The following is a 20,588-nucleotide window of genomic DNA, read 5'->3' on the forward strand; positions in this document are numbered from 1 at the left end:
AAAAACGAAATTGCAAGCTTTTGAGGCCTCAACCCCCCAAAGCATGCAAACTCAATGCCGGCCTTCTTCCGAAAATCGAATCCCAATCAATGGCTTGGAAGTTCTTCACGGACGACTGCTGAATAAGTGCCGTCTGGGCAGCTCTGATCGCCTGGATAGAATTTAATAGGCCCCGGCTTTCGCCGGGGTGACGGTTCTAGCTTACGCGATTGCCCTTGAACAGGTCCGAGGCCTTCTCCGCCATGGCGATCGTCGGCGCATTGGTGTTGGACGAGACGAGGCGCGGCATGATCGATGAGTCGCACAGGCGCAGGCCTTCGACGCCATGCACCCGCAGCGTCGCGGGGTCGACCACCGCCATCTCATCGGTGCCCATCTTGCAGGTGCCGACCGGATGATAGGCCGAGCGCGCCACCTGGCGGGCGAAGGCTTCATGGTCGGCCTTGCTGCGGCACTCATCGCCCGGCAGATGCTCGCGCGCCACATATTTGCTGAAGGCGCGGGTGCGGCCGATCTCGCGGCTGATGCGGATCGCATCGACGGCGCGGTCGAGATCGTAAGCTTCGGCGAAGGAATTGGGATCGACCACCGGCGGATCGAGCGGATTGCTGCTTTGAAGCTCGACGAAGCCACGCGAACGCGGCCTTAAGTGATAGGAATTGAGCGTGGCGCCGTTGCCGCCGGGCACCGTGCCCACGCCCTCCTCGACGCCGGCGCCGGGGAGGAAATGGAATTGTAGATCGGGTGTCTTCTCGGCGCGGTCGCTCCACCAGAAAGCGCCACCCTCGACGAGACTTGAGGCGACGGGACCGGTTCGCGCCAGGAGATACTGCACCCCGGCAATCGCCTGCCAGTGCAGCTTCTTGTATTTGTCATAGGAGTGCGGGCCATTGAGCTGCCAGACGATGTCGCTCGCCATATGGTCCTGCAGATTGCGGCCGACGCCCGGCAGGTCCTGCTGGACGGTGATACCTTTGCTCTTGAGATGCGCCGCGGGACCGATGCCTGAGAGCATCAGCAGCTTGGGCGAGCCGATGGCCCCCGCCGTCACGATGACATCGCGCTCGGCCGCGATGATCGCCTCGCGCCCGTTCTCGATGATGGCGACGCCCTTGACGCGGCCCTTCTCGACGACGAGGCGGGTGATGAATTCATTGGTCTTGACGGTGAGATTGGCGCGGCCGAGCGCCGGCTTCAGATAGCCGACCGCGGCGCTGCAGCGGCGCGCCCGGCGGATCGTCATCTGATAGACATTGGCGCCTTCCTGATGGCCCGAATTGAAATCGGGATTGCGCGGCATGCCGAATTCGACGCAAGCCTCGACAAAGGCCTTGGTCATGGTGTTGGGCTCCTTCAGCGTCGACACGCCGAGCGGACCGCCCTTGCCATGCTCATCGCCATCGAGCCGGTCATTGTCTTCCGACTTCACGAAATAGGGCTTGAGTGCTGCCCATGACCAGCCCGCGCAGCCGTCCTCCTTCGCCCAGTGGTCGTAATCCTCAGGCGCGCCGCGCGTATAGACCTGGGCGTTGATCGAGCTGCCGCCGCCCAGCACGCGCGCTTGCGGATAGACCATCTGGCGCCCGCCGGCATGGCGCGCCGGCGCCGTCTTGTAGCCCCAGGTGAGCGGCCCGCCGGTCATCTTGAAGAAGCCGCAGGGCATATGGATATAGGGATTGCGGTCGGAGGGACCAGCTTCGAGCAGCAGCACTTTCGCATTCGCCATCTCGCTCAGGCGTGCCGCCATCACGCATCCCGCCGATCCGCCGCCGACGATCACATAGTCATACATGGGAGCCCATCACCTCCGCTTTGGCCAACAAGTAACCAAATGGTGCATTAATTGGCAAGAGGCATCAGCGCATCGGGCCGAAAAGTGCGAGCGGTTTTCGGATAACCCGATGCGCAAAAGAGCTAGAGGAAGCTGTAGGGATCGACGTCGATGGCAAGCCGGAGCGAGCCCTTGGGTTTCACCTCGGCAAGCCAGGCGCGCAGGAAGGCCTGGACATTGATGCCGCGCCGTGCCCGCACCAGATAGCGCCAGCGATAGAGGCCGCGCACCAGATGCATGGGCGCCGGCGCCGGCCCCAGGAGATGAACGCCCTCGCCATAGGGCGCCAGAGGCTGCAGCGACCGGGCGAAGCGTTCGGTCTCGAGCCCGTCGCGCCCCGATATGACGATGGCGGCGAGAAGACCATAGGGCGGGAGCTCGGCACCCTCGCGCAGGCGCTTCTCTTCGGCGAGGAACCCGTCGCGGTCGCCCTTGGCGAGCGCCTGCATCAGGGGATGCTCGGGCCTGTAGGTCTGGATCAGCGCGCGCCCTGGCTTCTCGCCGCGCCCGGCGCGCCCGGCCACTTGCGCCATCTGCGCCCAGCTGCGCTCGCCGGCGCGGGGATCGCCGGAATCGAGCGCCAGATCGGCATCGACGACGCCGACCAGGGTCAGATGCGGGAAGTGATGGCCCTTGGCGACGAGCTGCGTGCCGATGACGAGATTATGCACGCCCTCCGACACTTCGCGCAGCGCGTCCTTCAGCAAGGTTCCGCGCGCCAGATCGCTCGACAAGATGGTGAGGCGCGCCTCCGGAAAGCGCTGCGCCACTTCCTCCGCCAGTCTTTCGACGCCCGGCCCGCAGGGCACGAGCTTGCCTTGCGTCGCGCATTTGGGGCATTCGGGCGGGATCGGCGTGGTATGGCCGCAATGATGGCACATCAGCTGCTTGCGGAAGCGGTGCTCGACCAGCGATGCCGCGCAATTGGGGCAATCGATGCGATGGCCGCAGGCGCGGCACAGGGTCAGGGGCGCATAGCCGCGCCGGTTGAGGAAGAGCAGGGCCTGATCGCCGCTCGCCAATGTCTCGGCGACCGCCTGGGCCAGGGGTTCCGAAAGCCATGAGCCCGAAGGCGGCGCGCTGGCGCGCATGTCGATGATATGGCTCGGCGGCAATTCCGCCGCGCCATGGCGGGTATCGAGCCGCACATGGCCATAGCGCCCGCGCTCGGCATTGACGAGGCTTTCAAGCGACGGCGTGGCGGAGGAGAGAACGACCGGGAACTTGCCGAGCGCGCCATAGACGATCGCCATGTCGCGCGCATGATAGGGCACGCCGTCTTCCTGCTTGTAGGCGCCCTCATGCTCCTCATCGACGACGATGAGGCCGAGCCTGGCCCAGGGCAGGAACAGGGCCGAGCGCGCGCCGACGACGATCTTCGCATTCCCCTGTGCGACGCCGCGCCAGACGCGTTCGCGTTCGCGCGGGCGCATGCCGGAATGCCATTGCGCCGGCGGCGCGCCGAAGCGGCGCTCGACGCGTTCGATGAATTGCTGGGTGAGCGCGATCTCGGGCAGCAGCAGCAGCACTTGCTGCCCGCCGGCAAGTGCTGCCGCCATGGCCTCGAAATAGACTTCCGTCTTGCCGGAGCCGGTGACGCCGTCGAGCAGCTGGGTGCTGTGCCCGCGCCGCGCCACGCTGGCGCGCAGTTCCTTTGCCGCCTCTTCCTGTTCGCGCGACAGCGAGAGCTTGCCCGCCGCGGGATCGGGCGTGGCGAAGGCGCGATGCGGCGGCAAGGCGACGGCTTCCAGCGCGCCCGCTTTGGCAAGCGCCTTCACCACCGACGTTCCGACACCCGCGAGCTCAGCCAGCTCCGAGGCCTTCATGGCCGGACCTTCGCGCGCGATCTCGAGCACGCGGGCGCGCTGCGCCGTGAGCTTCTGCGGACGGATACGGCCGATGCGATAAGCGATCTCTGTCTTCGCATCACCGAAAGCGCCGGGCGCCCTGAGACAGAGGCGCAGCACATTGCCCAGGGGCTCGACATAGTAGTTCGCCACCCAGTCGATGAAGGCGCGATGCGTGTCGCTCAAGGGCGGCAGGTCGAATTTCTGCACGACCTCCCGCAAGGTCTTGCCGCCGCCATCGCCTTCGCTCAGGCGCCAGACACAACCGAGATAGGAGCGGGGCCCGAGCGGCACTTCCACATAGTCGCCAGGCTTCACCGACAGGCCGTGCGGCAGGGCATAGGTATAAGGGCCCTCGAGGGCCAGCGGCAGCAGCACATCGGCGGTTTTGGGGGAATCGGCGGACATTGCCGCAGACTTGCGCCACTTGTCGCCCAGGGACAAGCCCATGGCAGAAAGGTGACGTAACGCCTATATCACCGCTCATGAAACATGTGCCGCAAGCCCTGGACGAGCCGCTCTGGCGCGAGGTCGCTTATGCAGATCCGGCAGGCCTCCTCACGCGTTTCTCAGGGCTCAGGGACCTGACCTTCCTCGACAGCGCGATGCAGCAAGGCGAGCTTGGCCGCTATTCCTATCTCGCCGCCGATCCCTTCGAGACCTTCACGCTGGCGGATGGCGAAAGCGGCGGCGCCGCGCTGGCGCGGCTCGACCGCAGGCTTACGCGCTGGAAGCTCGAGCCGGTCGCGGGCCTGCCGCCCTTCCAGGGCGGCTTTGCCGGCTTCATCGCTTATGAACTCGCGCAGCTGCTCGAGCCGCAGATCAAGGCGCATACGCCGCCGCCCGATATCCCGCCCATCACGCTGCATGCCTATGACACGGTCATCGCCTTCGATCACCAGACGAGACGCTGCTGGATCATTTCGACCGGCTTTCCCGAGACTGATCCGCAAGAACGCATCGCGCGCGCCGAGCAGCGCATCGCCGAGTTCGAGGCCTTGATCCTCTCACCCTCCAAGGGCTCGCCCGGCCGTCATGTCATCGAATTCTGGCAGTCGAATTTCACGCGCTCCGATTACGAAGCGGCGATCCAGCGCACCATCGACTACATCCTGGCGGGCGACATCTTCCAGGCCAATATCTCGCAGCGCTTTTCCGCCGATATTCCGGCGGGCTTCGATCCCCTCGCCTTCTATCTCAATCTGCGTGCCCGCAACCCGGCCACCTTCGGCGCCTTTCTCGATTATGGCGGGGTTGCGATCGCCTCGAGCTCGCCCGAGCGTCTGATCAGCTTCGACGGCTCGCTGGCCGAAGCGCGCCCGATCAAGGGCACGAGGCGGCGCGATGCCGATGCCAATATCGATGCCGAGCTCAAGGCCGAGCTTCTCGCCAGCCGCAAGGACCGCGCCGAGAATGTGATGATCGTCGATCTCCTGCGCAACGACCTGTCGCGTGTCGCCGAGCCCGGCACGGTGCAGGTGCCGGTCCTGTGCGGGCTAGAGACCTATGCCTCGGTGCATCATTTGACCTCGGTCGTCACCGGGCGCCTCGCGCAAGGCCGGACGCGCGGCGATCTCATCGCCGCCTGTTTCCCGGGCGGCTCGATCACCGGCGCGCCCAAGATCCGCGCCCAGGAGATCATTGCCGAGATCGAGCAGCTGCCGCGCAACATCTATTGCGGCTCGATCGGATTCCTGAGCTTCTCAGGCTGCATGGATCTCAATATCGCCATCCGCACCGTTCTCTTCCATGCGGGCCAGGCGCATTTCCAGGGCGGCGGCGGCATCACCGCCAAATCGAATCCGGCGGATGAATATGAGGAGACGCTCGCCAAGGTGAACCGCATCGCCGAGAGCTTCGCATGATCCTCGTCATCGATAATTATGACAGCTTCGTCCACAATGTGACGCGCTATTTGCGCGAATTGGGCGCCGCGGCCGAGGTCAGGCGCAATGACGCCGTGAAGCCTGACGCCATTTCGGACAATGTGAAGGGCATCGTGATCTCGCCGGGTCCCTGCACGCCGCATGAAGCCGGTGTCTCGCTCGATACCGTGCGCAGATTCTCCGGCCGCATTCCCATTCTCGGCATCTGCCTCGGCCATCAATGCATCGGGGAGGCCTTTGGCGGCAAGGTGAAGCGCGCCAAACGCCCGATGCATGGCGAGGCCTCCGCCATTCGTCACGGCGGAAAGGGCGTGCTCGCGGGACTTCCCGATGGCTTCAATGCCGGGCGCTACCATTCGCTGATCGTCGAGCTCGACGGCGATGAGCCGCTCGCCGTCACCGCCCGTTCTGATGACGGCGAGATCATGGGGCTCGAGCACATATCGCATCCGACTTTCGGCGTGCAGTTTCATCCCGAATCGGTGCTGACCGAGCATGGCTACGACATCCTGCGCAACTTCCTCAAGGTGGCGCGATGACGGCGGTCGTCTGGTGCAACGGGACGCTCGTCGCGCAATTGCTCAGCCTCGATCCCACCGATCGCGGCTTGCTGCTGGGCGACGGCCTGTTCGAGACGCTCGCCGTCTTCAACCATATGCCGATCTGGCAGAGGGATCATCTCGCGCGCCTCGCGGCGGGCGCGGCGCTTCTGGGAATCGACTGCGATCTCTCCTTGATCGAGTCCGCTGTCGCCAGCGTGCTTGGTGAAGCCGCACATCCGCATGGCATCCTGCGCATCACGCTGACGCGAGGACCCGGCGTTCGCGGTCTCGCGGCGGACGGCAAGAGTCCCAGCCTTCTGGTCACGCTGGCGCCATGGAGCGCCGGAACGCTGTTCACACCGGTGAAGCTGACGACATCTCCCATCCGGCGCAATGAAACTTCGCCTGCCTCGCGCCTCAAGACCCTGTCCTATGCCGACAACATCCTCGCCGCGCGCGAGGCCGCCGCGGCCGGAGGCGACGATGCGCTTTTCCTCAACGGCAAAGGCGAAATCGCGGCAACCACCATCGCCAATCTCTTCATCCTGCGGAACGGCCGCCTCGCGACGCCGCCGGAGAGCGCCGGCATTCTGCCGGGCATTGCCCGCAAGACGCTCATGGCGCTGACGGACGCGGAAGAAAGACCGATCGCGCCCGCCGACCTGCTGCAGGCCGATGCGGTGTTCCTCACCAACAGCCTTCGTCTCGTAAGGCCGGTCCATGCTCTTGATGGCACGGCGCTCAATCGCGACGACGCGGCAGTTGCCCGGGTCTTCGAGAAACTGTGCCAATCGATTGCCGAAGAATCGGGCATCGATCCGCGCAAGGCCGATGCGCTTTGACCTTGTCAGGCCGGAGCATGGGGACTAGTTTGCCGCCGGAACCTGCAAGGACAACGTCATGAAATTCTTTGTCGACACTGCCGAAATCAAGGAAATCAAGGAACTCGCCGCCACCGGCCTTCTCGATGGCGTGACCACCAACCCCTCGCTCATCGCCAAATCCGGCCGCGATTTCAAAGAGGTGATTGCCGAGATCTGCAATGCGGTGGAAGGCCCGGTCTCAGCCGAGGTGACCGCCCTTGACGCCGACGGCATGATCACAGAGGGCAGGAAGCTCGCCAAGATCGCCAAGAATGTCGCCGTGAAAGTGCCGCTCACCCTCGACGGGCTGAAGGCCTGCCGCACGCTGAGCCAGGCCGGCACCATGGTGAATGTGACGCTGTGCTTCAGCGCCAACCAGGCGCTGCTCGCCGCCAAATCCGGCGCCACCTTCATCTCGCCCTTCATCGGCCGCCTCGACGACATCAATATCGACGGCATGGAGCTCATCCGCGAGATCCGCCAGATCTATGACAATTACGATTTCACCACCGAGATCCTGGCCGCCTCGATCCGCACGCCCAATCACGTGAAGGAAGCCGCTCTCATCGGCGCCGATGTGGCGACGGTTCCGCCCGCCGTGCTCAAGGGCCTGGCCAAGCACCCGCTGACCGACAAGGGCATCGAGTCCTTCATGGCCGACTGGAAGAAGACCGGCCAGTCGATCTGAGTCCCACACTCATTCGTCACCCCGGCGAAAGCCGGGGCCCCCTGACTAAAGTCAACCGGGCGGCACTGCCGGCGCTTCACCGATTTAATGGGTCCCGGCTTTCGCCGGGATGACGGTTGAGTGTGGAGAGGAGACTCTCCTCATCCATGTTATCGTAACCAATTGGGCGTTAGTCTCGGCCGCATGGCCGACTCGCCCGATCTTACCCAGTTCCACGCCGCGCCGGAAACGGCGAAGACCATTGCGGCGTGGCTCGCCTATTTCAAGACCGAGCGGCGCTCTTCGGCCCATACGATCGAGGCCTATGGCCGCGACATCATGCAGTTCATGGCCTTCCTCGCCGATCATCTGGGCGAGGCTCCGGCCATCGCCGACCTGGCTAACCTGACGCCGTCCGATTTCCGCGCTTTCATGGCGCGTCGGCGCAATAAAGGGAGCGGCAGCCGCACGCTGGCGCGCCAGCTCTCGGCCATCCGCAGCTATTTCCGTTTCCTCGAGCGCCGCAAGATCCTGAGCAACGCCGCCTTGAGCGTCTTGCGCGCGCCCAAGATTCCGCATGGCGTGCCGAAGCCCTTGACCTCGGCGGCGGCGCGCGATCTCGTCAAGGCTGATGCGCTGGCGGATACGGAAACGCCGCCCTGGGTCACCGCCCGCGATGCCGCCGTCCTCACTCTGCTCTATGGCTGCGGCCTGCGCATTTCGGAAGCGCTGGGCCTGACGCCGCATGGCGTGGGCCATGATCCACTGACCATTCTCGGCAAGGGCGGCAAGACCCGCATCGTTCCGGTTCTGCCGGTGGCGCGCCGGGCGATCGATGCCTATCTGAAGCTCTGCCCGTTCTCGCTCGATCCCAGGGCGCCGATGTTCCGGGGCGTGAAAGGCGGTCCGCTCAATGCCCGCAATATCCAGCTGCTGATCGCCAGATTGCGCGGCGCGCTGGGCCTGCCCGATATGGCGACGCCGCATGCTCTGCGCCACTCCTTCGCCAGCCACCTTCTCAGCTCCGGCGCCGATCTGCGCACCATCCAGGAATTGCTCGGCCATGCCTCGCTGTCGACGACGCAGGTCTATACCGAGATCAACACCCAGCATCTCCTCGAGCAATATGCCAAGGCGCATCCACGCGCCTAGAGCGCCGGACGCTCCGATGGAATCGGCCCGGCACTCTATCTCTTTGATTTGCGCATCGGATTATCCGAAAACCGCTTCGCACTTTTCGGTCCGATGCTCTAGACTCGCCCGACATAGCGAAAGACGAGATCGCTTTCATCCTGCCTCGGCGCGACATGGTCCAGGACGCCGCCCAGACGCTTCGCCACCGCGGCTGAGCGGACATTGCCGGGATCGACATAGCTGACAAGCGTGGCGAGCTTGAGCTCGTCGAACGCCCAGGCGAGCAGGGCCCTGGCCGCTTCGGTTATATAGCCGTGCCCTTCATAGTCCTCATAGAGCTGCCACCCCAGCTCGCGTTCGGGGAAAAGCGGTCCGTGATTTATTCCCACCTGGCCGATGCATTTGCCCGTCGAGCGCAGAGCGATCGCCAGCCCGCCATGGCCGGCCAGATGCCAAAGCGCAACCTCGTGGCAGAACAGGCCCCAGGCCACCGAAAGATCGAAGGGACCGCCCATATAGGTTGCGCGCGCAGATGCCATGAGCTTCGCATAGTCGCCGAAATCGTCGAGAAGGATCGGACGCAGCGTGAGGCGCTCCGTCGCGAGCGTGGGAGCCGTGCGCGGAATGGTAAGCTGATGCGATGCCATGGCCATAGGAAGCATGCTATGCGTGTCCGCGCAAGCTGGCCTGCTCCGCTCGCTTGTCCAGCGACAAAGGTCTTGTGGAACTCTTCCGTCAGGGGGGCTACGAAGTGACGCCCGTCAACTGATCTTCCCGCCATGCCCGTCACACCCGATCCCGTTTATTCCGACACCGAGCTCCCGAAACAAACCAATGTCGCCATCATCGGCGGCGGGATCATCGGCGTCTCGACCGCGCTCGAACTTGCCGAGCGTGGCATCGATGTGACGCTGATCGAGAAGGGCGTCATTGCCGGCGAGCAGTCGAGCCGCAATTGGGGCTGGTGCCGGCAGATGGGCCGCGATTCGCGCGAAATCCCGCTGATCCTGGTGGCGCTCGAGGCCTGGCGCGGCATGAATGCGAGGATCGGGGCTGAGACCGGCTTCCGCCAGTCGGGCATCATCTATCTCTGTGAGACCGATGAGGAGCTGGCGGCGCGCGAGGCTTGGTATGAGCGCAATGCCAGACCCTTCAATCTCGCCACCCGGATCGTCACGGGGGAAGAGGCGGCACAATTGCAGCCCGGCTCGACCCGGAAATGGAAGGGCGCGCTCTTCACCTCGGAAGATGGCCGCGCCGAGCCTTTCATGGCGGCTCCCGCCATCGCTCATGGCGCGCGCACCAAGGGTGCGAAGATCCTCACCCAATGCGCCGTGCGCGGGATTGAAAGCTCGGGCGGCAGGATATCGGCCGTCATGACCGAGAAGGGCCGCATCGCCTGCGACACGGTGGTGCTGGCGGGTGGCGCTTGGTCGCGCCGCTTCCTCGGCAATCTCGATATCCCCTTCCCGCAGCTCTCGGTGGTCAATTCGGTGATGCGCTCCGAGCCCATCGAGACGCCGCTCGAGCGTTCCTGCTCGGCCGGCAAGTTCGCCATCCGCAAGCGCCGTGACGGCGGCTATACGATCTCCCATCGCCATCTCTCGGTCGCCGACATCCTGCCCGACTCCTTTCGCCTCTTCCGCGAATTCCTGCCCGCCTTGAAAGTCGACTGGAGCGGCCTGCGCCTCAGATTCGGCAAGCGCTTCTTCGATGAAGCGCGCCTCAAGCGCCGCTGGGCGCTCGATGAGACATCGCCCTTCGAGGAGGTGCGCGTGCTGGATCCGGAGCCGGTTACGCCGATCCTCGATGAAGCGGCGGCGAGCCTGAAGGACTACTTCCCCGTCTTCCGCGACATGCAGATCGCCCAAAAATGGGCAGGTGTCATCGACGCAACGCCCGATGCCGTGCCGGTAATGTCGCCGATCGGCAAATTGCCGGGCCTCTATCTCGCTTCCGGCTTTTCGGGCCATGGCTTCGGCCTGGGCCCCGGCGCCGGCAAACTCATGGCCGATCTGGTCACCGGCGCGACGCCTTGCGTCGACCCCGAGCCCTTCCGCTACACGCGCTATTTCGACGGCACCAATCCCAGGCCGACGACAGGGCTTTGACGGGTACAGTGAGAATACAGGAAGCCTGAGCAGGAAAATCCAAAGCCGATCAGCGCGAACCTATGGTCAGTTCCTGGCCGAAGCGGTTCAAGCCGATGGCCCACGGTGCGAAAGCCTCCATCCTGAAGCCGGCCAGTTCCTCGACCGTGCTGATCGGCCGGCCGTTGATCGCGCGAATGATGTCTCCCGCCCTGAGGCCCAGCCGGCCGGCGGCCGAGCCGGCATTCACATTCAGAAGCACAACACCCGAAATGCCGCTGTCGACACCGATCTCTTCGGCCAGCGCCGGCGACAGGCTCGCCGCCTCTGCGCCACTGAGCGGGCTGAGGCCGGAGAGCCATCTGTCATTGCGCGGCGGAACATCCGGCGGCGCCTTCAACGCGACCAGGATTTCGATGGGCGCGCCTCTGCGAATGAGTCTCAGGCGAGCATTCGTGCCGACGAGCCGTGTCGCGATGCGGTACCGCAGAACCTGCGGATCATCTACCGCAAGGCCATCGACCGACAGGACGATATCCCCTGTTGCAATTCCGGCGGCGGCCGCCGGCCCTTCCTTGTAGAGACCCGTCACCAGCACCCCTTTCGCCGGAAGGCCGAGCATCGTGGCGGCCTGTGCCGGTACGGGACGTCCGGACAGCCCGATCCACGGTCGTATGAGCGGGCGGCGCTGCACGGCCGTCTCCACCACCATGCGGACCATATTGGCCGGAATCGCGAAACCCAAGCCTTGCGAGCCGCCCGTCGTCGAATAGATGGCGGTGCTGATGCCGATGAGCTTGCCGTCCATGGCAATCTGCGCCCCGCCCGAATTGCCCGGATTGATGGCGGCGTCCGTCTGGATGAAGAAACGGAAATCGCTGATTCCCACGCTGGTGCGGGCGAGCGCCGAAACGATGCCGCTCGTCACCGTCTGGCCCAGCCCGAAGGGATTGCCGATCACCAGCACCGGGTCACCCACCCTGACGAGATCGGAATCGCCGAATTCAAGACTGGGCAGCGTTTCGCCGCGCGTCGCGATCTTGAGGACAGCAAGGTCGGTGCGCTTGTCGGACAGGAGCACCTCGGCATTGAACACCCTGCCGTCGGCGAGCGCCGCGACAATGCCGTCAGCGGCCTCGACGACATGGTGGTTGGTGACGATGACGCCGTCCGAACGCACCATGACGCCGGAACCGAGTGAATTCTCGATGCGCTCGCGCCCATAGCCGAACAGCAGCGTGTCCCGGAACAGACGCCAGAAGGCAGAGCCGTCCAGCGACTGGGTGCGGGAGCGGACGATCTTCCGCGCATAGATATTGATGACTGCCGGCGCGGACTTCTCCACGAGGGCCGCAAATGATCGCGGAACGCCATCGTCCGCCGTTTCCTCGGCCGGAGAATCCTGGGGGAGCAGCAGAAAGGCAAGCAGGGCAAGCGTGACGACCGTCGTACCGCATCCACCGATCTTGTTGTTTTGCGGACCTGGCATCTAACGCCATGAAAAATACTGGGGCACGAGAACAAGCGCGATGATGATCCAGAACAGGGCGACCGACAGATATCCGGCGCTCTTGAACTGGGCGGTTATCCGCCGGTCGCCGGGAAAGTCCTTATCGTTGAAATTGCTGTAGATCTGATCCCACAGCTCCTTCAACGACCCGGCTTCGATCTGCTCGCATCTTTCGATGAAGGAGCGCTCGGTGTCGCCGCGCGGCCGCCGTCTGAGATAATCGCGATAGAAATCATAGCCGAGCGCCAGTTCAAGGAAGATGATCCGCGGATAGAGGGCGACGACACCGCGATCGATGCCCAGCACCACGCGATAGGCGAACCAGACGACAGCGCTCGCCGAGGCGCCGGCGGCGAACAGCATCGGCTGGCTGGACAGGCTCAGGCTGAGATTGAGCAGCAGCCAGAAATAGGCGAGCGCGAACGCATGGCCGAAAGCATACCAGAGATTATACGAACGGATCAGCGCCAGGCGCTGGTCATGGATGGCCTTATACTCCGCCTCGAGTGTATCGCGCCCGGGATTGGGTTGATCCGATCCAGGGGCGTTGCCCGGTTTTCGCGCCATTGTCGTGCTCTCCGCCGAACGGCTTCTTGGCCACCTGCTTCGGACACATCATGATACCGGGCGCCTGGATGGGCAAGCCGGCGGCGCGCCGTGAACCCGACCACTGATTTGGCTGGGCAACCCGCGAGATTCGCTCTAGGACTTCGCGCGTGTCCCTTCGGCGAGGCAGCTCTTCAGTTCCGCGATCGCTCCACCGATCCATTCCTCGGTCATCATTTCGAGCGGCACCGTGAAGGAGATCGCGATATTGACCTCGAAGGGATTGGCGCCCGGTAAAGGCAGGCCAAGCCCGCCTTCGCCGGGAAGGTAGTAACCCATATTGACGGCATATCCCCTTCGTCGGGCGTCCTCGATCTGCGCCGCAACGATCGACCGGTCGACGGGGCGAACCGAAGGATGGCTGACATAGCGCTCGGCATTGGCGTCGAGCAATTGCAGACAATCGGCTTCGGATTGCAGCGACATCAGGGCCAGGCTTCCGGCCGCCACGCCCATGGGTACACGTCCGCCTATCCCCATCGAGAATTGCCGCCGCGGCGAGCGGCTCACCATCTCGGCACAGACCGCATCGACACCGGCCTGCACCATCATATAGACCGTGTGGCCGCTGCGCCGGGCGAACTCGGTCATCCCGGCCCGGTATTTCAGAACGAGAGGATCGAGCCGCGCCTGGCTGCGCGCCAGAACCGAGATGGCCGGACCCAGCCGATAATGGCCGTGCTTGCCGGTCGTCTCGACGAAGCCCTTGTGCAGGAGCGAGGCGAGGCTCCTATGCACCGCGGGCTTCGCCCCTCCGATGCGCTGGGCGATGTCGGCCAGGCCGAAGCCTTCGGCACCGGCCTCACCCAGGACGAGCAGGATGTCGAGCGCCCGCACCGCATTCGACGAAAGGCTGGCAGCCACCGCCCAAGCTCCATATTCTGATAATTAGAATTATATGTCATTTCTGTTTCAAATAGAAGAATTTCTTGACACCCGCGTCATTTTTGTTTGTCATCAGAAGTTGAAGCCGGAAAAGCTGCCAGCCCGTCGGTCGATGGGACAAGGATCACTTCAGCCTTCCGCTTCGGTTGACGATGGTGATCGCGTAACCAGGGGGCACGTCATAATATCGTTCCTGATCAAGCGGCTGGGCTTTGCGGCATTTACGCTGTTTGCCGTCCTGACGCTCGTCTTCCTGATCGTCCGCATCCTGCCGGGCGATCCGGCGCTGGTCATTCTCGGCGACCAGGCGAGTCCCGAGAGCATCGCCGCCTTGCATCATCGCCTGGGCCTGGACCAGCCGATCCTCACCCAATATGGCCAGTTTCTGTGGAATGCCCTTCGCGGCGATCTCGGCAACTCGATGATCACCGGGCGTTCGATCTCGGTCGAGATCATGTCAGTGCTGCCCTACACGATCGAGCTCACCATCGCTTCACTGCTCTTGGGCGTGCTGCTGGGCGTGCCGGCCGGTGTGTGGGCCGCGGTCAAGCGCAACCAGATCCCGGACATCGCGCTCCGCCTCGTTTCGCTGATCGGGCTTTCGCTTCCCGCTTTCGTGGCGGCGATCATCCTCCTGATGATCTTCGCCATCTATCTGCGCTGGTTTCCGGTGATCAGCGCCGGGGGCGGCACGGATATTATCGATCGCCTGCGCCAGATGGCCCTGCCGACCCTCTCTCTGGCGCTGATCATGATGGCCTACATCACCCGCGTGACGCGCTCGGCCATGCTCGAAGTGCTCAATCAGGATTTCGTGCGCACGGCGCGCGCCAAGGGCGCGTCGCAATATGCCACCATCTGGCGCCATGCTCTGGGCAACAGCCTGATCCCGATCACCACCGTCGTCGGCCTCTATCTCGGCATCCTCATCGGCAATTCGGTGCTGACCGAGATCGTCTTCTCAAGGCCCGGCCTCGGCAAGCTGATCCTGACGGCCCTGACCCAGCGCGATTATACGCTGCTGCAGGGCATGATCGTCATCTACACGCTGATGGTCGTCGTCGTGAATCTCCTGACCGACCTGACCTATGGCTTCCTCGACCCCCGGGTCCAGTACAAATGACGGACGCCCTTTCCCCGACCGCGGAAAGAGCGGCATCGTCAAAATCCGCCTGGGCGGTTCTGCACCGGTTGAACATGACGACCTGGTTCGGCGTCGCGATTGTCGCGGCCCTCATCCTGGCGGCGATATTGGCACCACTCCTCGCCACCCATGATCCCGATGCGCAGAACATCATCATGTATCTGTCGCCGCCGGGGCCCGACAACATCCTGGGAACCGACCAGTTCGGCCGCGATATCTTTTCACGGTTGCTCTTTGGCGCGCGCTATTCGCTCACCATCGGCTTCCTGGCGATCGTCGTCGCCCTCATCATCGGCTCGCTGATCGGCATGGTGGCGGGCTATGCCGGCGGCAGGACGGACATCATCCTGATGCAGATCATGGATGTCGTGCTGGCCTTTCCCTCGCTGATCCTCGGACTGGCGCTGGTCGCCCTCATGGGCGCCACATTGACAAACATCGTCATCGCCATCGCCTTCACGGCCATCCCGGCCTTTGCGCGCATCGCCCGGGCCGGTGTCATGACCCAGCGCGACCGGGAATATGTCCAGGCCTGCCATGCCATGGGATTCTCCAATCCGCGCATCCTCTTCCGCCACATCCTGCCTTCCATCCTGCCCGAGATCATGGTCATGGCGTCGCTGTGGATGGCGACGGCGGTGCGCACCGAGGCATCGCTGGCCTTCATCGGCCTCGGCCTCGCGCCGCCGACGCCGACCTGGGGCGGCATGGTGCGCGAAGGCTTCGACAATATCCTGAGCTCGTTCCACCTGGCGCTGTTTCCGAGCCTCGCGATCCTGCTTCTGGTTCTCGCCCTCAATCTCATCGGCGACGGCCTGCGCGACGCCATCGATCCGCGCCTGAAGGATGCCAGCTGATGCGCGACGATGCTGCTCTTTCGGTCAAGGACCTGACGATCTCGCTCGGACGAAATCAAGTCGTGCATGGGCTGAGCTTCGAAATCCAGCCGGGCAAGACCCTGGCGCTGGTCGGCGAATCGGGCTCCGGCAAGAGCGTCACATCGCTGGCGATCATGCGGCTGCTGCCCGACCGCATCGGCCGCGCGCTTGGCTCCATAAGGCTCGGCAAGCAGGAGCTCCTGACCCTGCCCGAAGCGCAGATGCGCAAGGTCCGCGGCGGCCGCATCAGCATGATCTTCCAGGAGCCGATGACCTCGCTGAACCCGGTGCAGACGATCGGCACGCAGCTCGCGGAAGTGATCCGCATCCATCGCAGGCTCAAGGGCCAGGCGCTGCAGGAAGCTGTTCTCGACATGATGCGCAAGGTTCGCATTCCCGATCCGGAAGAGCGGGTGAAACAATATCCGCACACATTTTCCGGCGGCATGCGCCAGCGCGTGATGATCGCCATGGCGCTCGCCTGCAATCCCTCGCTCATCATCGCCGATGAGCCGACCACCGCCCTCGATGTGACGGTGCAGGCGCAGACGCTCGAGCTGCTCAAGGAGCTGCAGCGCGTCACGGGCACGGCCGTGCTGTTCATCACCCATGACATGGGCGTCGTCGCGGAAATGGCCGATGATGTCCTGGTGATGCGTGATGGCCGCGAGGTCGAGCATGGCTCGGTGCATGAGGTCTTCACCCGTCCGAAGTCGCCCTACACACGCAGCCTGATCGAGGCCGCCCCGAGCCTTGTCGGCAAGCTCGGCACCGACACGAAGGCTGCCGAACCTGTCGCCGAGCTGCCGATCGCTGCGGGCGTGGAGCCGCTGCTCGTCGTCCGCAACATGACCGTGCAGTTTCCGGTCCATGGCGGTCTCCTCGGGCGCGTGAAGGGGGCCGTCCATGCCGTCGAGGACGTCTCCTTCGCCATCGGCAAGGGTGAGACATTGGGGCTGGTCGGCGAATCGGGATCGGGGAAGTCGACCATCGGCAAAGCGATCATCAATCTGGCGCCGCTCCATTCCGGAAACATCGAGGTCGCCGGCCAGGCTGTCGACTACCGGGATCGCAAGAGCCTGGCCCTGCTGCGCCGCCATGTGCAGATGATCTTCCAGGACCCGTTCGGATCGCTCGATGCCCGCCAGACTATCGGCTCGGCGATCATGGAGCCCATGCGGGTCCACGGGCTCCAGACCGGCCGCGCCGCCGAGGAGCGCATGGAATGGCTGCTCGAACGTGTCGGCCTCGACCCGGCGCGCGCCTCGAGCCTGCCGCATGAATTTTCCGGCGGCCAGCGCCAGCGCATCTGCATTGCGCGCGCGCTCGCCATGTCGCCGCAACTCATCATCGCGGACGAGGCCGTGTCGGCGCTCGATGTCGCGATCAAGGGCCAGATCATCGAGCTCATGATCGACCTGCAGAAGGAGTTCGATGTCTCCTATCTCTTCATCAGCCATGACATAGCCGCGGTCGAACGCATCTGTGACCGCGTCGCGGTCATGTATTTCGGCGAGATCGTCGAGATCGGACCGCGCGACGATGTCATCGGCCGTCCGGGCCATCCCTATACGCGCCGGCTGCTCTCCGCCATTCCGATCACCCATCCCGACCAGCGCGCGACCGGAACGCGCCGCGCGCCGGATGCAGCGCCGCCCCGCAGCCCGCTCAAGCCCCTGGATTACAGGGCCCCGCCGGCGCGCTGGGCCCGAGCGTCGGATGGCCATTTCATCCGCGACGCCAGCTGAGCAGGAGAAATCCGAACGTGCATGCCATCACCAAGCTCGCCGAATTCGTCAGCCAGTATCCGGAAGGGAGGCTGCCGCAAAAAGCGCGCGATTTCATCTCCCAGCTGGTGCTCGACCTGATCGGTGCGGCGGCGGCGGGCCTCTCTTCACCGCTGGCGAGCGCCGCCCGGCAGGCCGCGCTTGATGTCTATGGCGGCGGTGATGCGCAAATCTGGCTGACCGACAAACGCTCGAGCACCATGGGTGCCGCCATGGCCAACAGCGCCGCCGCGAGCGCTCTCGACATCGACGACGGGCACCGGGGCGCCGCAGGCCACGCCGGCGCCGGTGTCATTCCGGCGGCACTGGCGGTCGGCCAGGCGCTGGGCGCCTCGGACGCGCAGATTCTCGATGCCATAGCGCTCGGCTATGAGATCGCCCTGCGTGTCGCCAGCGCCCGCCCCACCGCGACGATCGAGACCTATGCCAGCGGCCGCTGGGTCGGCTATGGCGCGGCGGCCGCGGCCGCGCGCCTGCTCGCGCTCGATCCCGTCCAGACGGCGCATGCCCTGGCCATCGCCGGCGCCGAGGGGCCGATCATGTTTCCGACCGGAACATCGAAGTTCCAGGGCAGCACCGTCAAGGAGGGCATTCCCCCCGCCGTCGTGGCGGGGCTGACCGCCGCCTATCGCGCCCGCGCCGGGGCGAGCGGACCGCTCGACCTTCTCGACAATGGCGAGCGCTATGATCGGCATCTCCTTCTGGGGCAGCTCGGCGATACATGGGAACTGCAGAAATGCTATCTGAAGCCCTATGCCTGCTGCCGCTACATGCATGCGGCGATCGACGGCATCCTGGCGCTGCGCCAGAACGGGCGTGAAATCCGCAAATTGCGCATCGAGACTTTCCCGCAAGGGCTCAGGCTTGCCAATGAGCGCCAGCCGCGCTCGCTCGAGGGCGGACAATACAGCTTCTATTTCAGCTGCGCGCTGGCGGCCCTGCACGGCGCCGCAGCACTTCAGCCGGTCGCGCGCGCCAGCCTCGCGGACGCCGATGTGCTCGGCCTCGCTTCGCGGATCGAGCTGGACGTCGCGCCCGATTTCGCTACTTCCTTTCCGGCCGGCACGCCGGCCAAAGTGATCCTCGACCAGGGCGACGGTCCGCAGGAGCTGATCGTTCTCCATGCGCTTGGCGATGTGGCGAACCCGATGAGCAGGGATGAGATCGCCCTGAAATTCCGCAATATCGGCAGAGAGCATCTGCATCCCGAATGGCAGGACGGGATCCTGGCCGCCATTGACGGGCTGGAGACCGGCGGCTTTCGCCCTTTGCTTTCCGCTTTGAACCTATCCGCACCGAGAAACTGAAATGGAGGAATTCATAATGTCTCATTCACGCCGCCTGATATTGGGAGCCGTGGCAGCACTCCTGGCCTGCACGGCCTTCACCGCATTGCCGGCCGAGGCTGCGAAGACGGAGCTGCGCGTCGGCGCCGCTTCGGCCGATGTCGGCAATCTCGATCCGCATTTCTCGTCGAGCACGTCGGATCGCACCATCGTCGCCTGGGTCTATGGCGCGCTCGTCCGCTTCGCGCCGGGCTCGACCGATCCTTCGACCATCGAGGGGGATCTGGCGGAGAGCTGGGAGGCCACCGACAACAATCTGGTCTGGACCTTCAAGCTGCGCAAAGGCGTGCAATGGCAGCATGGCTATGGCGAAGTGACGGCCGATGATGTCGTCTTCAGCCTGCAGAAATCGGCTGACGCCAAGCGCTCCGCCTATGCCAGCGATTATTCGGCGTTCAAGACCGTGGAAGCGGTCGATCCCTCTACGGTGCGCATCACCCTGTCGAACCAGGTGCCGAGCATGCTGGGCCTTCTCACCAACTATGCCGGCGGCTTCATCATCTGCAGGAAAGCCTATGAGGAGCGGGGCGAAGGCTTTACCCGGAATCCGGTCGGCTTCGGACCGTTCCAGCTCGAATCGACGGAGCCCGGCGTCGCCATCAATTTCAAGGCGCATGACGGCTATTTCCGCGGCAAGCCGAAGATCGAGAAGATCATCTATCGCTTCCTGAACGCCGCCGCCGGGCGCGACCTTGCTTTCGCCTCGGGCGAAGTGGACGTCGTCGCCGGCACCATCGATCAGCGCTGGTTGCAGCGCATGAAGGCGACGCCGGGCGCCATCGTCGACATTTTCGATCCGGCAGAGCTCAGCGTGCTGCATCTCAACCGCAACCAGAAGCCGTTCGACAACATAAAGGTCCGCCAGGCGATCGCCTATGCCGTCGATCCGGCGCAGATCGCGCAATTCCGTGGCGCCGAATTCACCCGCGTCTCGAAGTCGGTCATTCCCTCCAACAATCTGGGCCTCAATCCGGAGCCGGGCCTCTTGCCGCATGATCCGGCGAAGGCCAAGGCGCTGCTGGCCGAAGCGGGCTTTCCGGACGGCATCACCATCAAGATGATTTCGAGCCAGCTGCCGAGCTATGCCCAGACCGACCAGATCCTGCAGGCGCAACTGGCGAAGTCCGGCATCAAGCTCGATCTCCAGCCGGTCGAGCATGCGACCTGGCATCAGATGATCCGCAAGGACCTGAGCCCCATCGTCGATTATTCGGCGGCCCGCTTTCCCGTCGCCAACACCTATCTGACGCAATTCTACTACTCGAAAAGCGCAATAGGACAGCCCGGACAGGTGACCAATTTCAGCCATTGCGATGTCGCCGACAAGCAGATCGAGGCGGCGCGCACCGAAACCGACCCGAAGAAGCAGGTCGAGCTGTGGCAGGAGGCGCAGAAGCTGATCGTTGCCGATTTCTGCGCCGTTCCGCTGACCGAGACCGCGCAGGCCTGGGCGCGGACCGACAAGCTGGAATGGGGCTTCGATCTCAAGGGCTCCCTGTCGCTCGGGCCGCTGGTGACCGAGCAGGCCCATTTCAAGGATTGAGTGACACTTAAGGGATCGCGCGCCTGGCG

At 64.3% G+C, this 20,588-nt stretch carries 17 protein-coding genes; 11 read left to right on the forward strand and 6 right to left on the reverse strand.

The window, feature by feature from the left end; translation table 11 throughout:
• Positions 1 to 196 precede the first annotated feature (196 nt).
• Both DT068_RS12930 and DT068_RS12935 read right to left on the reverse strand, forming a co-directional pair.
• A complete protein-coding gene (locus DT068_RS12930; RefSeq protein ID WP_119390274.1) occupies positions 197 to 1,792 on the reverse strand; it encodes a GMC family oxidoreductase in 1,596 nt (531 codons plus the stop codon).
• Positions 1,793 to 1,914: 122 nt separating this feature from the next.
• Positions 1,915 to 4,086 carry a primosomal protein N' gene (locus DT068_RS12935; RefSeq protein WP_119390622.1) on the reverse strand — a complete coding sequence of 724 codons (2,172 nt, stop codon included), beginning with the start codon at positions 4,084 to 4,086 and terminating at the stop codon, positions 1,915 to 1,917.
• Between the two features lie 86 nt (positions 4,087 to 4,172).
• Between DT068_RS12935 and pabB the strand changes: the two genes are divergently transcribed.
• The 5 genes from pabB to DT068_RS12960 all read left to right on the forward strand — a co-directional run bounded on the left by pabB (position 4,173) and on the right by DT068_RS12960 (position 8,788).
• The gene (pabB, locus tag DT068_RS12940) at positions 4,173 to 5,543 is read left to right on the forward strand and encodes an aminodeoxychorismate synthase component I (RefSeq protein ID WP_162914172.1); all 1,371 of its coding nucleotides are present in this window, start codon (positions 4,173 to 4,175) and stop codon (positions 5,541 to 5,543) included.
• Entirely contained in the window at positions 5,540 to 6,103 is a 564-nt protein-coding gene (locus DT068_RS12945) for an anthranilate synthase component II (RefSeq protein WP_119390276.1), read from the forward strand. The genes pabB and DT068_RS12945 overlap by 4 nt, the downstream gene beginning before the upstream one ends.
• Positions 6,100 to 6,948, forward strand: coding sequence for an aminotransferase class IV (locus DT068_RS12950; RefSeq protein ID WP_119390277.1), 849 nt, complete (start codon positions 6,100 to 6,102; stop codon positions 6,946 to 6,948). The genes DT068_RS12945 and DT068_RS12950 overlap by 4 nt, the downstream gene beginning before the upstream one ends.
• Positions 6,949 to 7,006: 58 nt before the next feature.
• A complete protein-coding gene (fsa, locus tag DT068_RS12955) occupies positions 7,007 to 7,657 on the forward strand; it encodes a fructose-6-phosphate aldolase (RefSeq protein ID WP_119390278.1) in 651 nt (216 codons plus the stop codon).
• 183 nt (positions 7,658 to 7,840) lie between these two features.
• Positions 7,841 to 8,788, forward strand: coding sequence for a tyrosine recombinase XerC (locus DT068_RS12960; protein ID WP_119390623.1), 948 nt, complete (start codon positions 7,841 to 7,843; stop codon positions 8,786 to 8,788).
• Positions 8,789 to 8,886: 98 nt separating this feature from the next.
• Here the strand turns inward: DT068_RS12960 and DT068_RS12965 are convergent, their stop codons facing one another.
• Complete coding sequence (locus tag DT068_RS12965; RefSeq protein ID WP_368904703.1) at positions 8,887 to 9,423, reverse strand: GNAT family N-acetyltransferase; 537 nt, start codon at positions 9,421 to 9,423, stop codon at positions 8,887 to 8,889.
• 126 nt (positions 9,424 to 9,549) lie between these two features.
• Between DT068_RS12965 and DT068_RS12970 the strand changes: the two genes are divergently transcribed.
• Positions 9,550 to 10,881, forward strand: coding sequence for an NAD(P)/FAD-dependent oxidoreductase (locus tag DT068_RS12970; protein WP_119390279.1), 1,332 nt, complete (start codon positions 9,550 to 9,552; stop codon positions 10,879 to 10,881).
• 49 nt (positions 10,882 to 10,930) lie between these two features.
• Here the strand turns inward: DT068_RS12970 and DT068_RS12975 are convergent, their stop codons facing one another.
• From DT068_RS12975 to DT068_RS12985, 3 genes are all read right to left on the reverse strand, one after another.
• Positions 10,931 to 12,349, reverse strand: a complete 1,419-nt coding sequence (locus DT068_RS12975) for a trypsin-like peptidase domain-containing protein (protein WP_119390280.1) — start codon at positions 12,347 to 12,349, stop codon at positions 10,931 to 10,933.
• Complete coding sequence (locus tag DT068_RS12980) at positions 12,350 to 12,937, reverse strand: hypothetical protein (protein ID WP_119390281.1); 588 nt, start codon at positions 12,935 to 12,937, stop codon at positions 12,350 to 12,352. It lies immediately after the preceding gene.
• Positions 12,938 to 13,072: 135 nt separating this feature from the next.
• Complete coding sequence (locus DT068_RS12985) at positions 13,073 to 13,840, reverse strand: IclR family transcriptional regulator (protein WP_119390282.1); 768 nt, start codon at positions 13,838 to 13,840, stop codon at positions 13,073 to 13,075.
• Between the two features lie 202 nt (positions 13,841 to 14,042).
• On the opposite strand from DT068_RS12985, the gene DT068_RS12990 reads away from it, so the two are divergent.
• The 5 genes from DT068_RS12990 to DT068_RS13010 are packed head-to-tail and all read left to right on the forward strand — an operon-like array spanning position 14,043 to position 20,559.
• Entirely contained in the window at positions 14,043 to 14,984 is a 942-nt protein-coding gene (locus DT068_RS12990) for an ABC transporter permease (RefSeq protein WP_119390625.1), read from the forward strand.
• The gene (locus DT068_RS12995; protein WP_119390283.1) at positions 14,981 to 15,862 is read left to right on the forward strand and encodes an ABC transporter permease; all 882 of its coding nucleotides are present in this window, start codon (positions 14,981 to 14,983) and stop codon (positions 15,860 to 15,862) included. The genes DT068_RS12990 and DT068_RS12995 overlap by 4 nt, the downstream gene beginning before the upstream one ends.
• On the forward strand, positions 15,862 to 17,631 hold the full coding sequence (locus DT068_RS13000; RefSeq protein ID WP_119390284.1) for an ABC transporter ATP-binding protein: 1,770 nt from the start codon (positions 15,862 to 15,864) through the stop codon (positions 17,629 to 17,631). Before DT068_RS12995 ends, DT068_RS13000 begins: the two co-directional genes overlap by 1 nt.
• A 17-nt stretch (positions 17,632 to 17,648) precedes the next feature.
• Positions 17,649 to 18,977 carry an MmgE/PrpD family protein gene (locus DT068_RS13005; RefSeq protein ID WP_119390285.1) on the forward strand — a complete coding sequence of 443 codons (1,329 nt, stop codon included), beginning with the start codon at positions 17,649 to 17,651 and terminating at the stop codon, positions 18,975 to 18,977.
• 16 nt (positions 18,978 to 18,993) lie between these two features.
• The gene (locus DT068_RS13010) at positions 18,994 to 20,559 is read left to right on the forward strand and encodes an ABC transporter substrate-binding protein (RefSeq protein WP_119390626.1); all 1,566 of its coding nucleotides are present in this window, start codon (positions 18,994 to 18,996) and stop codon (positions 20,557 to 20,559) included.
• Positions 20,560 to 20,588: the final 29 nt, after the last annotated feature.

It is taken from the genome of Taklimakanibacter lacteus, assembly GCA_003576695.1.
GTDB classification, from domain to species: domain Bacteria; phylum Pseudomonadota; class Alphaproteobacteria; order Rhizobiales; family Aestuariivirgaceae; genus Taklimakanibacter; species Taklimakanibacter lacteus.